9 protein-coding genes are annotated in these 16228 nt (G+C 41.9%); 3 read left to right on the top strand and 6 right to left on the bottom strand.

Features of this window, described 5'->3' with window-relative positions:
* Positions 1–22 precede the first annotated feature (22 nt).
* The gene (locus C5745_RS18540; RefSeq protein ID WP_165793143.1) at positions 23–4081 is read right to left on the bottom strand and encodes a hybrid sensor histidine kinase/response regulator transcription factor; all 4059 of its coding nucleotides are present in this window, start codon (positions 4079–4081) and stop codon (positions 23–25) included.
* A 173-nt stretch (positions 4082–4254) separates the two neighbouring features.
* On the opposite strand from C5745_RS18540, the gene C5745_RS18535 reads away from it, so the two are divergent.
* Entirely contained in the window at positions 4255–5238 is a 984-nt protein-coding gene (locus tag C5745_RS18535) for an aldo/keto reductase (RefSeq protein ID WP_105718509.1), read from the top strand.
* A gap of 90 nt (positions 5239–5328) precedes the next feature.
* On the opposite strand, the gene fabD is transcribed toward C5745_RS18535, so the two are convergent.
* The 4 genes from fabD to C5745_RS18515 form a co-directional block, all read right to left on the bottom strand.
* A complete protein-coding gene (gene fabD / locus C5745_RS18530) occupies positions 5329–6216 on the bottom strand; it encodes an ACP S-malonyltransferase (RefSeq protein WP_105718508.1) in 888 nt (295 codons plus the stop codon).
* 81 nt (positions 6217–6297) lie between these two features.
* A complete protein-coding gene (locus tag C5745_RS18525; RefSeq protein WP_207795847.1) occupies positions 6298–7524 on the bottom strand; it encodes a M16 family metallopeptidase in 1227 nt (408 codons plus the stop codon).
* A gap of 44 nt (positions 7525–7568) precedes the next feature.
* The gene (locus tag C5745_RS18520) at positions 7569–10394 is read right to left on the bottom strand and encodes an outer membrane beta-barrel protein (protein ID WP_105718506.1); all 2826 of its coding nucleotides are present in this window, start codon (positions 10392–10394) and stop codon (positions 7569–7571) included.
* Positions 10395–10413: 19 nt separating this feature from the next.
* The gene (locus tag C5745_RS18515) at positions 10414–11139 is read right to left on the bottom strand and encodes a DOMON domain-containing protein (RefSeq protein ID WP_105718505.1); all 726 of its coding nucleotides are present in this window, start codon (positions 11137–11139) and stop codon (positions 10414–10416) included.
* 643 nt (positions 11140–11782) lie between these two features.
* On the opposite strand from C5745_RS18515, the gene C5745_RS18505 reads away from it, so the two are divergent.
* Complete coding sequence (locus C5745_RS18505; RefSeq protein WP_105718503.1) at positions 11783–12379, top strand: ribonuclease HII; 597 nt, start codon at positions 11783–11785, stop codon at positions 12377–12379.
* 74 nt (positions 12380–12453) lie between these two features.
* On the opposite strand, the gene C5745_RS18500 is transcribed toward C5745_RS18505, so the two are convergent.
* Entirely contained in the window at positions 12454–14598 is a 2145-nt protein-coding gene (locus C5745_RS18500; RefSeq protein ID WP_105718532.1) for a carboxy terminal-processing peptidase, read from the bottom strand.
* A 270-nt stretch (positions 14599–14868) separates the two neighbouring features.
* Between C5745_RS18500 and C5745_RS18495 the strand changes: the two genes are divergently transcribed.
* Positions 14869–15993, top strand: a complete 1125-nt coding sequence (locus tag C5745_RS18495) for a tetratricopeptide repeat protein (RefSeq protein ID WP_133166390.1) — start codon at positions 14869–14871, stop codon at positions 15991–15993.
* Positions 15994–16228 lie beyond the last annotated feature (235 nt).

Here is a 16228-nt window from a genome sequence, read left to right as displayed (position 1 = left end):
AACACGAGTATGGCGTCCTAAGTCACTTACGGTAAGTGGAGGGTATCTCACCGTAAAAGCTCTTAAAGTATTTGCTAAACTGTTTCGGTGTACCGAATCCCACTTCGTAAGAAATTTCGCTCACCGTCTTCTGTGTATTTTTAAGTAAATCCAATGCTTTATTTAACCGGATATTACGAATAAATTCAATCGGTGTAAATCCGGTAATCGATAATATTTTTTTATAAAGACCTACGCGAGTCATATTCATCTGGGACGCTAGTACTTCCACCGAAAAGTTTTCGTTTTGCAAATGGTCTTCGATAATTGCTGTGATTTCCCACACAAATCGCTCATCCGCGTCTACGAAGTCTTTTTTTCCAACATTCACGTCAATCTGTCTCTTGTAGCGTTTTTCCATCGCACCCTGTTGTTCCACGAAGGCTTTGATTTTAGATAAGAAAACATCGAAGTTGAAGGGTTTACAGATAAAATCCGATGCGCCGTTTTTTAAGGCTTCTATTTCTTTTTCTGCTGACCCAACAGCGGTAATCAATATGAAAGGGATGTGCTTTGTCCGTTCATTGGCACGTAATTCCTTACAAAATTCGATACCAGACCGCCCGGGCAGATGAAGATCCGAAACAATGATATCCGGATTATACTGGTACAGCTGCTTCAGGGCTTCTTCTGTAGTTTTGCACATACTAACCTGGAAATATTGCCCCAAGTTATCCTGCAGATAAAACGCAAAATCGGCATGGTCTTCGATTACCATCACCCTTAATAAATGTTCTCTTTTAATTCCTCTTTCGGGATCGTTTCTCAGTTTCATCGACCCCTTTCCGTTGTTTTCTAGCTGATCGTTCAAACCACCATACACGGGTGGGGAAGATCGTTCCAGCGGTAATCTTACCCCTACGGTGGTTCCAACACCTTCTTCGCTTGCAAACTGTATGGTTCCAGCCATCAGCTGTACGAACTCCTTCACGATGGATAACCCAAGTCCACTACCTTTCTCGCCGACATTCCACCGGCCTTGTACTTGGAAATAGCGGTCAAATACGCGAGATTGCATCTCTTTTGGAACGCCTACTCCCGTATCAGAAATCTCCAATCGAATTTCATTTTCATACGGTTCTACACAAGTAAGATAGATCTGACCACCCATCGGCGTAAATTTGAATGCATTAGAAAGTAGGTTCAACACGACACGTTCGAGTTTCTCGAAATCCATATAAGCTTCGACGCCAATGGCCGGAACCTCCACGACATAATGAATTCTTTTCGCCAGTGCAATGCTCTCAAACTGCTCTCCTACGCGCCTAATAAGTGCAAAAACGTCACCGTATGTTTTTTTCAGCGTATATGCATTGCTCTCTATACTATTAAAGTCTAGCAATTGGTTGACTAAGTTTAATAACGACGAGGCGTTACGTTCGATAATATCCAAATATTTCTTTTTCCCCAAATCCCTTTCCGTCGTCTGAAGCTTCTGCACCGGCGAAATAATCAAACTGATCGGTGTCCTAAATTCATGGCTTACATTGGTAAAAAAGCGTGTTCGCAGCTCCTCCATCTCTTTTGCATGTCTCGCTTTCTCTTCCGCTTGAATCAAATTGAATCGGGTTCGCGCCCGCATTTTTTCGACCTTCCTAAAGAATAGCAATAATCCTCCGATTGCCAATATGTAAATAAAATATGCCCAATTAGTACCCCACCATGGTGCTAGCTTCGTTATTTCCATCAGCGAAACCGGCGAAGAATAGGTGCCGTTATGATCCATTCTGCGGATCAATAATGTATAATTACCTGCGCCAAGGTTTGCGACTGTAATATCCATTTGCTCCACATCTATCCAATTGTCTGATAGTCCTTGCAACTTGTACTCCAGTTTCGGTCTATGCTGTTGTACAAAATCGAAATCCGACAGCAGTATATGGAACGTTTGAATATGATAGGGTATCTCTATACGCCTCGTGTCGTGCCATGCCGTTAGCCACCGATGGGCATAACTATCCAAGTCCTCGTTAACCATATTCGGCACTTGGATTTTAAAGTCTACGACCGCCGCATTACCCAGGTCGGTGGATGCCGGAACTTTAGGAGAAGGGGCATAAATATTAAAACCCTCTGAACCACCGAACAGCAAACGTCCATCGCGTAACTTGTAGATGGCCCGTTCGTTAAAATTCGACGATTGGAGTCCATCGGATTTATCGTAGTTCCGTATCCTGTACCGCTTTTTAGGTAAATTGAATGTTATACGTGAAATACCTTTCGGTGTGGTCGCCCAGATATCTCCGAGGTCATCCATCACCAATCCGACGACAACATTATCGATTAGTCCTTGACGGGTAGACAGATACAACATGGTATCGGCTGATAAGATATTGATTCCTGTCTGCGTAGCGACCCAGATATTACCTCTTTTATCTTCGAGCATATCCGATACCACGTTATTGGTCAGTGGGTATCGGTCATTATGTTCGTCAAATACCTTTACGCTATCATCAACCGACAATTGTACCAAGCCGTTTGATGTTCCAAACCAGATGTTCCCGCGACTATCCTCCACGATTTTCGCATTATAGGACGAACTGAATGTACTGGGGTAGATGGATTTGAAACGGTTAAAACGAGAAGAAAACTGATCAAATAGATCGATGCCTCCTGACAGCATACCAATCCAGAAGCGCTGTTGGCTGTCCTGTAGCAAACTCCAGATGCTGTTGTCGTTAATAGACTCTGCATTACTTGAAGTATGCAAAAACCGCTTAAAACGACCATTTTCGAATTTATTCAGACCGCCATGATAAGTTCCTATCCAAAGCTGTTCATCGCTGTCTATAAACAGACTAACGACCACATTGCCACCCAAAGAAAATTCATCAGTTGGACTATTCCTATAGGATTCGAATACATGCCGCCGTGGATCAAACCGGACGAGACCACCTCCGTTCGTACCTATCCAGACATTACCATCCCTATCCTCCACAAAACAGTTTATGTCATTAAATGGCAAACTATTTCTGTCTCCATGCTGGTGTTGGTAAAGGCTGAAAAAATTTAAATCTGGATGGTAGTAACTGACTCCTCCTTTATAGGTACCTACCCACACTACGCCGTCGGTGTCTTTGTAAAGCGCGGTCGTGCTATTATAGGGTAACGAAGCCCTGTTGTATGGCTCATGGACGACATAATCGACATGCGGATTGGTGAGATCAAAAACATTAATCCCTCCATGGTCTGTCGCCATCCAAATCGTACTACCGACCTGCTGGATATTACTAATATTATCATTATTGACGGCGTACTGACCACCTTTACATCTGAACAACAGGGCATCACTATCAAGCGATTCGTAATACAGTGCCCCAAGGGGAAAATTCTTCGCATACACCCACATACCGGATTGATCGTCGACAAAAAGACGGAAAACTGCGTGTTCTACAAGCCGCTCGAAAGAAAATATTGTCCGTTGCCGCTCATGTAATCGGTCACCATCTAACGCGACCAACTCCCCTTTGTCAGAAACCAACAGAAGTACATTGCGTTCCGGATCGTAGCTTATGTCGGTCGGCTTTCCTTGCAATGCATAATCACAAACTTTTGCGGAATTGTTTTTTTCGTGCGCTGACAAATAGGCTAGTTCACCATTTTCGTATAAAACATACGCCATTTGATTTGCCATAATGATTTTATGCACGTCCCCATGTGGAAATTTGTGGGCATACAAAATACTGTCTACATTCCGGTGGAAAATATCGCGCTCACTATCGTAGACACAGTTTCCTTTAACTGTCCTCACCCAGAGATGTTGATCAAACCCAATAAATAAATCCTGTACATTATTATCTAAAAGTCCATGGGCATCGTGTGGTCGATGAGAGTAGCTTTTGAATCTATAGCCGTCAAAACGGCTAAGCCCCGTACTCGTACCACACCACAGAAATCCTTGTTCGTCTTTTATAATCGCGTTGATATGGTTACTCACCAAACCTTCGTCTACGGTTAGATGTTTAAAGTTAATCGTTTGTTGCCCGTAACCGTACAAAGCCACGAGCATAAGAACAAAAAAGAATGGAAACCTGTTTATCATTGGCATTTATCGATAACTTTGCAAGTTAAAGATAAGCAATAATTTGGCGTAAGAGGCGAAGAATCTATGAAAATCCCTTATATTCGAACGTAACTGAAAGGCATTACATTATTCCATGATAGCCTTGAACGACATCGCAAGAAAATCGGATTGGCATTTAATATAGAAGGTAAATGAATTATAGAATTTTTAAAGGTGACCAGATTGCAGCAGTAGGATTAGGAACATGGCAGTTGGGAAGCACGGATTGGGGACAAATAGACGAAGTCAATGCATTGGACATTCTGAACACTTATGTAGAAGCAGGCGGGAATTTTATCGATACAGCCGACGTTTATGGTAAGGGGACCAGCGAACGTCTGATTGGAAAATTTCTGAAACAGACCAATAAGAACGTTTATGTCGCAACGAAGTTAGGCAGGCGGGATGACGCGCCAAACGGGTGGCCGCAAAACTTCACATACGATACTATACGGCGACATGTAGAAGATTCATTGACACGTCTGGGACTAGATCAGTTGTATCTGGAGCAGCTACACTGCATCCCTACCGAAGTTCTTCGTAAGGGAGAAGTTTTTGACCATCTACGCCGTATACAACAAGAAGGTCTTATCCAGCATTTTGGTGTCAGTGTCGAGACGGTTGAGGAAGCGCTTATTTGTCTTGAGCATCAAGACGTTGCTGCTCTACAAATTATATTCAATCTGTTCCGCCAGCATCTAGCAGATGAATTTTTTGACAGAGCCTGGGCACAGGGTACAGCGCTAATCGCCAGGGTACCCTTGGCTAGCGGGATCCTTAGTGGAAAATTTAACCGATCGACAACCTTTGACGATAACGATCACCGCCATTATAACGCCAATGGCGATATTTTTAACGTAGGTGAAACATTCAGTGGAATCGCCTTTGAAAAAGGTATCGAATTATTGGAGGAAATCCGGAGTATCCTTCCCGAGGGAAACTTGGCACAACAAAGTATCAAGTGGATATTGCAGCATCCAGCGATCACGACCGTCATTCCCGGAGCAAGCAAAGTGGAGCAAGTGCAGTCCAACATCGCAGCCGCACAACAACCAGACCTGGATGACGATACTCTCCAAAAGCTTAAAAAACGCTATACCGAGCGTATTCGCCCGGAAATCAGGGGGAAATATTAACACGCAATACGTTGGTTCCGAGCCGGACCTTATTTCAGTCAAAAAGCCACAAGAAGTGGCTTTTTTATGCTATTATTACGAGCATTCCTATTAGCTGATTACCGCCGCCGAAGTCTGTGCCGAGCGATCTACTTTTTTAACCAACCCTTGTAATACATTTCCCGGGCCAACTTCTACAAATGCTTCTATCCCATGCGCCAACATTTGTTGTACCGTTTGTGTCCAACGGACAGCTCCAGTTAATTGAGCAATTAGATTTGCTTTGATCTGTGCCGGATCAGTATAAGGTTTTGCATCCACATTTTGTACAATAGGACAAATAGGTGCTTTAATCTCGGTTTCTTCGATTGCAGTTTGCAATTCTACTTTAGCAGGCTCCATCAGCGGTGAATGAAACGCTCCTCCAACGTTCAACTTTAATGCCCGTTTGGCACCCGCCTCAGTCAACAAAACACACGCTTTATCTACACCTTCTATGGTACCTGATATAACTAATTGTCCCGGGCAATTATAGTTTGCTGCAACCACAATATCTTCAACTTGCGCACATACTTTCTCTACTATTTCATCGTCTAACCCCAAAATAGCGGCCATTGTGGACGGTTGCGCTTCACACGCCTTCTGCATCGCATTAGCGCGCTTTGCTACCAATCTTAGCCCATCTTCGAACGATAATGCTCCTGCCGCTACCAATGCGGAAAACTCACCCAACGAGTGACCCGCCACCATCGCCGGCTGAAAGCTGTTGCCTAAGGCTTTTGCCAATATAACCGAGTGAAGAAAAATAGCTGGCTGTGTCACGTTGGTCTGTTTCAAATCCTCGTCTGTTCCGGAAAACATCATATCGGTAATACCGAAACCGAGAATATCATTCGCTTCTTCAAAAAGAGATTTTGTTTCGTCATTTAAATTGTATAAGTCCTGACCCATTCCTACGAACTGAGCACCTTGACCTGGAAAAAGGTATGCTATTTTCATGTATTTATTTATTTAATTTTTACTGGCTGATGAGCGCTTTTCCCATCAAAATTAAAAAATTCTGTTGTCTTTTTACTTAATCTATTCGGGAACAAACGTCAAGGAAGTCAATTTCTTCTCGTCAAAAATATCTTGTGCAATGGCCAACAAATCACTAGTAGACACCATATCTATCTTTTCAAAAACTTCATTTAGTGATATGACCCGATCGTAGTCCATTACATTTTTTGCTTCCGCTATGATCATGCTCATTCGATTCTCCTCCGCCAGCGCAATTTGTCCTTTAAATTTATTTTTTGCCTTTTTAAGTTGGTTTTCGGAGACACCTTTTGCTTTTAGTTTATCCAGTTCCCGAAAAACCAGCTTTTTTGCACGCTTGATTTTTTCTTCATCCGTCCCAAGATAAATCGTGAACAGTCCAGTATCAATAAAAAGTGTATAGTTTGATTCGATGGTATACGCAATTCCATACTTTTCCCGGATAGCGAGATTCAGGATAGACGTCATACCGAAACCACCTAACATATTATTGAGTAACAGTAAACCAGTTTTACGATCGTCATGAATACTGTATGCTGGCGCCCCCAACATGAAATGCACCTGATTGATGGGCTTCTGTATTTCAACATGCTGCGATACATTCACAGATGCCTCTCGAATAGGACGTACAGGATTATTCTTCTTTACCGGTTCAAAGTAACGTTTTAACATCTTTTCAACCGTCTTTAACGTATAATCCCCCGATATTCCGATAACAATATCATCGGTATGGTAGTTTTGCGCTATGAATCCTTCAGCATCCTCTTTCGTAAAAGTCAGCAAATCTTCTTCCCATCCTAGGATATTATGTCCCAAACCCGAATGTTGAAAAATCAAATCTTCATAATCATCCATAATCGACTCTTCGGGGTTATCCCGATAGGATGCCATTTCATCTACGATAACACCTTTTTCTTTTTCTATTTCATCTGCAGGAAATGTGGAATGGAAGATGATATCCTCAAATAAATCCAGCGCCTTCTGCAGGTGTGGTTTTAGAACAGAGGCATGCACACAAGTATATTCTTTGGTAGTATAAGCATTCAAATCTCCTCCTACAGCTTCTAAATGATTGAGGATCTGTGGCGTGGAGCGACGCTCTGTTTGTTTGAACAGTAAGTGTTCGATAAAGTGTGCCACACCGTATTTGCCCGGCTGTTCATCTCTAGAACCGGCATTTACAACCAAACAGGTATGGGTAATAGGAGAAATCTGACGGTGAAATACCGCACGGATACCGTTATCCAAGCGGATAATTTCATATTCCATATCTATCAAAGTCAAGCCGCAAAAATAGAAATAAAAAAGGACATTTACATCCGCGGGCGTCTCATTCCTCCTGGGCCTCTTTCTTCTTGAAAAGGATTCATCCCCGAAAACTTCTGAAATCTATAGGTGAAAGTCAACATAAAGTATCTTCCTAAGCGATTGGTACGAGAGTCTGTTAACATATCGCCGACCGTTCGGTTGATATTGATCTGCTCATCCAATAGGTCAAATGCTTGCAGACGAATTGTTCCCCGTTGCCCTTTTAACATACGTTGTTCAATATACGTATTTATAATAAATGGGTTCTCGGTGGCGCGGTAGCCTTTATTAAAAGTCTTCGAAATATCAGCACCAAAAATGGTCGTCGGTGTGATATTTACCGAACCTATCAGCGTTGGTGAAAACGACGAAACATTTCCTTGCGAATATTGTGGCAAAGATGATTTGGTAATATTATAGGAATATCGTGCTCCAGGATTAATTTCAAGGTTCTCCGAGGGCGTATAACGAAAGAACAATCCTTGCATCAAGACGGTGTTGTTCGTTATGTTCTTATCGCCTTCAAGTGCGTCCGGATCTTCTGCTATATAAGCGATGTTCTTATTATAATTAACGCTACCCATATACATAATGTTGTAGGTCTTATCTTCCAATGAGCGGCCCAGATGGTAAAACGAATTAACAGAATATACAGGTTCCGACTCGTTTAAGTAGCGTACTTCTTGGTAAATACCGTCTCCTTCGACAGGATAACGCTTATTAAAAGAGACGATTTTATCATTCGTCAAATTCGCACTGATCGTAGCAAAAAGTGTCTTCCCTTTCTGAAAATCGCCACTACGGAAACGGATGCGTCCACTGTGTTGGAATTCAGGGTCTAGATTCGGATTCCCGATCATCGTACTTGTACGGTTCGTACTCACTTCAAAAGGTAATATCTGAGATACGCCTGGTTCAGAGGCGCGGGCTGAATAGTTAAATGTAATATTTGATTGTCTTGAAAATCGGTACTCAAAGCGGGCAATCGGAATGACATTAAAATTTCTCCGATCAATCAAGGCGGATTCCGATACGCTATAGGCGTTTCCACTTAAAATAGTAGGCTGTACTGCTGCGCCTACGCTATATTTAATTTTATCCTTATCATAAGAATAATTGGCCCCCACACGATGGGAAGCAAAAGCATAATCATAATCATACGAATAATTAAGTACAGCCTCTGAGTTCCCTACAGCATTATCGATGGGATTGCCATCCCTATCAAATCCATTTTGTCTGTCAGAATTATCATAGTCGTTAACATTAAAATCGTATGTCAGTTCCATCCGACTGTGCTCTCCAAGCGGTTCGGTGTAAGAAATGGATGTTCCAGCATTCCAACTTTTGTTTCGCGCTTCCCGTATGGTCTGTTCATAAATATCCCCTATTTCTTGATCCTGATTGTTGGGATCATATATAAGCCGATCTAAAATCTGGTTATAGTCGTTTTCGCTAACCGCATTATCGTAATTGAAATTGATAAAGAAATTTCTTCCATTTTCGTTCAATCTTCTGTTGTACAATCCGCTGATTCCATAACGTGGAGCATTGCTACCGTTCAATTGGGTTTGTACTTGTGTATAGTCAAGGGTGTTATCCAAATAGAATTTAGCGCTGTCTAGATTATCCAAATCATTTTTGTTGAAGCCGAACTGCGGAGTCAATTTCAAATAGTCTTTTTCTGAAATATTCCATTCTACGTTGGCTTCCAAGCGATGATTGGTACGGATACTATTGTTATCTTGGTCACTATCCACACCCATATTTTGCCCTATATATTCGGTGAACGATTGGGTTTGCGTATTGTTATCGTCCCTTCCAAACGAGTATGAGCCATACACTTTTAGTTTGTCACTAAAGTCGTGGCGCACGTTCAAGCCGATAGACCCTACTTTTGTGATACCATCGGAACCTCCCGACATACTACTGCCTCCACGGCCACCCCCTCCGCCCATACGGCGACGCGCACCACCACCCATTGTATTAAAGTCAAACAAGTTTGCATTCATGTTGTTTAAATTCCCTAATACCGAAACCTGCGTCTTATCTGTTAATCCCATCCACATACCAGTCGTCTGGAACCTTTCCTCCGTTCCATAGCCCACACGTAGCGTTGACATTTGCCCCTTATTGTATTCAGGATCAATCTGGATATTTAAAATCTTTTCAGAATCTCCGGTTCTGTTCCCGGTTAGATTTGCCATATCTCCGTAATCATCGATTACTTGCATCTTTTCAATGATATTCGCCGGTAAGTTCTGCGTGGCTGTTTTCACATCCCCACCAAAAAAATCTTTCCCATTGATGCGTACTCGTGTAATTTGTTCTCCTTGTGCTGTCACATTTCCATCTTTATCGACCTCAACACCTTGTAACCTTTTTAAGGCGTCCTCAGCTAGTGCACCTTCTCTTAATTTCAAATCTTTCGTGGCATATTCGACTGTGTCCCCTTTCACCTGTACGGTAATGACACCATCTACAATTACTTCTTCCAGCATATTCGCTATTCCTTGTAGTTGAAACGATGGGATTGTCATTTTATCCTGCCCCGGCGTAAAACTGAATTGTCGAGCAAAGGGTTCAAAACCTAAACTGGATACTTTGATCGTAAACTTGTCCGATTTTACATTATTGAATGTGAATATGCCAGCTGGCGAAGCACTCGTTCCTAATGTATCCTTATCGCCTTCCAATTGTACAGAAGCTCCTGCCACTACCCTCGATTCATTATCCCGCAACATGCCCTGCACCGTCTTGCCTGTCTGTGCAACAGCATTGGGAGCGGATATCCATATTGCCAAACCTAAAATTGCTATCAAAAAATCTTTCATATTTTTCTAAAATCGTATGCTAATCGAATGTGGTTTCTAAAAGTACCGTTAGGGTCGGTTTATCTTTAGACCGAGGGGCAGGTCGTCCACGATAGGTGCCATACATTCCACCCGAACGCACTGCGGGCTTTTTCTTCGATGAAACCAGTGGCGTCAAGCCATCGTGAATACCAAGTTTTAAGGTCGCAACGGGCGTAATATAATCTAATAGCGATTTTGGGACAAGCGCTTCGTAATACAATTTTCCGTTATCCATACGAGCGCTCGCCTGTATGCCGTAACCGTTGTTTAAAGACAATAGACCGTTTGGCACTGTCGGGAAACCATACACAAAATATCCACGCGACCGGTCGATTAAGGCAGCTTTATAAACTGCATCCGAATCATGGTCTTCGCGCATCATTGCACGCTTCACCTCACTATCTGGATAAGGAAATAGAAATTGAATATCATCTCTGTTTTTTGTATTAGATTGCACGGTCAGCAAAATTCCATTCCTGGCAGCTACATGTTGCAGCATAGGGTCTTCTACGCGAACAGCAACATAGAGATTGGACGCATCCTGCGCCAGTTGATAAAACCATGAGCTTTCATCTGCGACATTGGTCAACGTATCCCACTCGCCCAGATCAGCGTCAATCTCTATAGCTGATAACGACGGAACGGTGATCTTCTGCTTTTTTTGAGCAAGAGACTGGCCCAGTCCAGCAATCAATAGTAGTATGCCAAGTAAAATTCCTCTCATCTTTAGTTATTGTATTACTTCACTAAATGGTTTATGTATAGACCTATCAAGCACGGCAAAGTAAAAAAGAAGAAATGCTTTTTTATTGAATATCACATAGATGTTACATAAAGCCCCAGGGACGGTGTGTTAACATCCTCTACAATGAAGGTTTTCTTTAATCAATTTTTCGTGTTCTTTTTCTCCGCGAAAAAGAACCAAAAAGCTCGTCACTTCAAATGTTTTACATATGGGATAGTGCAGAAATAAGTTTGTACAGTTGTAAAACATTTGGATGTGACAATTAAAGTTAAGGAGGGTTCATGCAATTGTATTATCCCCCTTAACACTCAAATGCCGCCTAACAAAATTTTGATAACTGCAGGAATATCATTTCTGTACTATCCTATCCTATCAAAACATATTCTCGATGCGGGAAAAGTGCGGGGTAGTGGGACGCATCAAATTTTTCAGCGGCGACTTTTTTTGTGTACTTTTTTTGAGAGAAAAAAAGTACAAGCCCCGTCGCGGCTTGAGCGACATGAAAAACGTATAAAGAAAAAGATCTATTAATTTCTTTTTTATGGCCGATGAGAGCTCGAGCTAATAATCATTTCTTTGTGTGTTGATACTTATTTACATCTCGGTTTCGTATTTTAGCAGGATGTTATTATCAACCTTTCAGCAGGATGTGATGGAAGCGGGCTGTGACGAAGCGGGAAGAGGATGCTTAGCAGGTCCAGTATTTGCCGCTGCCGTTATCTTTCCTCCGGACTATTGCAACGTATTGCTTAATGATTCTAAACAACTTTCGGAAAAGAAAAGAATGGCTTTACGCCCCATTATTGAGAAAGAAGCGCTGGATTTCGCCGTTGCCAGTGTTTCCGCAGCGGAAATTGATCATATCAACATTTTAAATGCTTCTTATTTGGCCATGCACCGCGCATTAGACCAACTAAAGACAAAGGCGGCTCATATCATTGTAGACGGCAACAGATTCAGGGCCTATCAAAATATACCCCATCAGTGCATTATAAAAGGCGACGGAAAATATTTATCTATTGCCGCTGCTTCTATTTTAGCTAAAACCTACAGGGATGAGTATATGCACGATCTTGCAAACAAGTTTCCACACTATGATTGGTTGTCTAATAAAGGTTATCCAACAATCAAGCACCGTAATGCCATTTTACAGTATGGTATTAGCCCGCATCATAGAAAATCCTTTCGGGTTACAGATCCACAGTTGAAATTGTTTTAACAATATAAACCAAATAGAGACGCGATAAACCGAGCCTTGGCGGGACTCATCGAACATAATCACGTCCCTACAAGTCAATTATGTTTATTCTTCACCAACTGAGTTTGTTCGAGCCGAATATAATCTGCTATCACATTTAAACTTTCGTCGAGTACAAAATCAAAATCTGTTTTAGGCTGCGGCTCCCCTTCTTTCCACAAAGGCAGCCCCCGCAATTCTAGTCCTTTGTTAATACGCGCTCTATTTTTAGCTCTCGTCTTCTCCCGTTCCTCCTTCAACTTTTCTTGGTTTAAGCTAATTTCTTGGATAGAATCTAATTTTTGGAATTCCTCAATATCCTCCAAAAGATACGCGTACTCTGGCGATTTCTCCATACGGGATTCGTGAATCGCCTTCAACTGATCTTTCAAATTGGCTAGATCTGCAACAGCGGCAAAATTAGATGGTTTAATCTGATCCCATGGCAATGCCGAAGGCTCCGAACTTTCTCCAAATCGCTCCGCCGAATATTGTGTTGGGAAGGAAATATCCGGTATTACACCTTTATGTTGTGTACTACTCCCTGTTACACGGTAAAACTTACCCATCGTAATGTTAATTTGACCGAATTCAGGGGCTCCGGTAGGCGTATCTGGATCTTTGTCTAATCCTTTAGCTTTTAACAACAATTTATTCGTCGCACTGATAAATCGCGACATATCAATTGCGGATTGAACTGTTCCTTTTCCATAAGACTGCGTCCCTAACACGATGCCTCGACCGTAGTCTTGAATTGCACCGGCAAAAATTTCTGATGCCGACGCGGAAAAACGGTTAATCAAAACGCCAAATGGACCATCCCAAGCGACGCCAGGATCGTTATCATTATCCACTTCTACGCGATCACGCACATCACGCACTTGCACAATCGGACCTTTGTCAATAAACAAACCTGTCAATTCAATGGCTTCCTGTAAGGATCCACCACCGTTGTTTCGTAGATCTAGAACCACAGCATCAACATTTTCCTGACGGAGACTATCCAAAATCAGACGAACATCTTTTGTTGTACTTTTATAATTTGGATCACGTCGACGATAAGCTTCAAAATCGATATAGAATTTTGGTAGCTTGATGAGTCCTACCTTATAGGTTCTCCCATCTTCTCCCTTAACTTGTTTTATTTCCTTTTTAGCAGATTCTTCTTCAATAACAATTTTATCTCTTTTAAGCGCTACCACCTTTGGTTGCGCGGTGAGTTCCTGTCCTGCCGGAATAACTTTCAATTGGACAATAGTATTCTTTGGCCCTTTAATTTTCGCTACCGCTGCATCCAAACGCCAGCCGATGATATCGTCAAACTCTCCGTCTCCCTGTGCTACGCCAATAATTCTATCATCTACATTCAAGCTCTTATCTTTAAAAGCTGGGCCACCAGCAATAATTTCTTTAATGGTGACCATTTCATTTTCCATCATCAAGCGCGCACCGATACCTTCAAATGTATTGGACATGCTCTCGTTAAACGCTTGCGCAAACGACGGATTATAATACGTAGTATGTGGATCAACAGCATCTGTCAAGGCCGACATGATGAGTTGAAATGCGTCATTTGAGTTCGTTTGCTTTGCCTGACTAACAAGATTCTTATAGCGTTTTCGCAACGTTTCTTTGTGTTTTTCTACGTCTACAGAATCTTTATCGGTACTGGTCAATCGCAAATTCAACAAATCGTACTTTACGCGTTTACGCCATTGATCTTTCAGCTCCGTATCGTCTGTAAAATAAGGGAGCTTTTCCCGGTAAGCCACATATTTCTCCTCCATATCAAAATCATGTGGAGCATCTACTTGGGTCAATGCATACTCCATGGCCTCCAAATAGCGCTGCGAATATACATTGAAAATATAGAATGGGGCGGATAGATCACCCTTCCTAAAATCCTGACTAATCGTATTTTCAAATTGCTTAAAATCATCGATATCAGATTGCAACAGGTAATTTCGTCCTTGATCCATCGACTTCAACAGATTTGTGAAAACGATCTGTGAAAGTGAATCCGTCATTGGAACTTTCTTATAGCTATAGTTTTCTAATAGATTAGCTACCTCCGCAGCGATAACTTCATGCTGGGCCGACGGCTTTAATTGTAACGCCTCTTCATCCAAACTCACCCGGGGTTTTGATCCACATGCTATAAATGAAATTAAAGCCAGACCAAATACAATATTTTTAAACATATATGCTATCTTTTTAAAATACATTTGCGATAATCCTTTTCAGCACCAAAAATTTATAACAAAATTTTGATTGCCATAAAAATACTGAAAACAATGCACAAAAATAATAGTACAATCAAAATTAACGACAAGAAGTTACGAAGTTAAACATTAATTTACTTTTAAATAACTTAATAAATGTTAAGAATCAGCATGTGGAAGAAGGAGAACTAGATCGATTTGTGAATGTGCAAATTAGGCTATACCTTTGTAAAACAGAAAGGAACGCATATGATACTCGATAAAAAGAGTCATTTTTATACTATCGTAGGTATGTTTGCGCTAGGGGTTAGCACTACCTCTGCCCAGATGCAACAGACCGACAGCCCATTAGATCCAGCGGGATATGTTAATAAATACGATTCAGATTTTGAAGGTGTAGGCCCTCGGGTATATGTACTTCCCGCCCCCCGGACGCGAGAAGAGCTGCTGACGGATTCCTACAAGCAGAAGCTATCTTTTCAGGACAGCATTAACGAGGCGCTTGATTTTCAGCAACTGGTCTCGGAATTCAAAACGACGCGTGCAGAAAGGGATGTGCAATATCTCCTATCACCTATGCCCAATACGGCTTTGGCATGGAACGAACTCGTGGAGCACGAAGTCAAACGCGGCAATTATAACACGGCCTATGGCTTATTACACGCTTATGCTTCATTATCTTTAAAGGAAGGTACCGTTTCCCAAACGCTAGGCTTGTTGCAAAGTGCGCTCCAGCACGCGCAGAAAACACCAAACGTTTCAGATATCGCTGTTATCCAATTTAATCTCGCGAACATCTATCTCTATGATAAAAACATACAACAAGCGGGGTATTTCCAAGAGGCGTTTTATAACACAGCCGTTCAGCAGAAGGATATTCTCGACCAAGCCAATTCACTTCTGAAAATAGCCCTCATCCAAGCATATGATCAAGATTACCGTTCGGCCGAGAACAACATCATTCGTAAGGCTATCCCGTTACTAAACCGAGCGAAAGCTTATGAACAAAAAGTTATTGCTTGGCAGACGTTGGCCCGGATTTATCAATTGCAAAACAAACATACAGAGGCCCAGTGGTTTCTGATCCAAGCGCGTGACCTTGCGAATAATAAAAACTTCGGTAGAGAACTTGCTGAAATTGAATATATGCTTGCATCTTCTAAGTTTGTTCAAAAAAACTATAATGTAGCTAAAAAGGAGTTTCTTCAGGCCGATAAGCTTGCCAAATCAGAAGACAACAAATTGCTCCAACTGGCTATTATTGACAAACTGGGACAGATATACATAACACAGAGTGACTTCAACAACGCCGAAACGGCGTTGCACGACTATCAGAGTTTGCGGGCGGAAATATTTGGGAATAGGCTTTATTAAAGAAGAAAAGCAATCCCTCGACTGCTCCTCTTACTAAACAAAACAAAAATTAGAAATTATTCTTTAAAAGCATCGATTCCGCTCTGTAGGTATGCTGCGTAGCTATTTACGTTGTAGTCAGCTCCTGTAGGGGGCACCAGCACATTTCCGCCGGTGTCCACGATGACATAAAGTGGCTGGGAGTTGCTGTTGAACACGGACGCCTGAAAATCGCTGTTCTTCTTTCCGATGGTAT

The organism is Sphingobacterium haloxyli (assembly GCF_002980525.1).
In the GTDB taxonomy this organism is placed as follows: domain Bacteria; phylum Bacteroidota; class Bacteroidia; order Sphingobacteriales; family Sphingobacteriaceae; genus Sphingobacterium; species Sphingobacterium haloxyli.
This window is presented reverse-complemented; position numbering and strand designations above follow the sequence as displayed.